Source organism: Salicola sp. AFF1 (assembly GCF_056783195.1).
Genome location: NZ_JBXAYL010000221.1, coordinates 1 through 246 on the forward strand (window position 1 = coordinate 1; position 246 = coordinate 246).

Annotated in this window: 1 protein-coding gene; it reads left to right on the forward strand. The window is 64.6% G+C overall.

Annotated features, from left to right (window positions below):
• Positions 1-246 (forward strand): winged helix-turn-helix domain-containing protein (locus AC1RQI_RS17425; RefSeq protein WP_481905865.1); only part of this gene is annotated, 246 nt, incomplete at both ends.

Here is a 246-nt window from a genome sequence, read left to right on the forward strand (position 1 = left end):
CTGTTCGAGGGCGACCGCGTCGTCCGCCTGGGCAGCAAGGCCATCGAGATATTGATCGCACTCGTTGAGCATGCCGGCGAGCTTGTCGGAAAGAACCAGCTCGTCGAGCTCGCCTGGCCTGATACGCATGTCGTCGATGCGAACCTCACGGTTCAAGTCGCCGCGCTGCGCCGCGCGCTGGGCGAGGACGAGACCGACAACCAGTACATCGTCAACAGTCCGGGCCGCGGCTATCGCTTCGTCGCG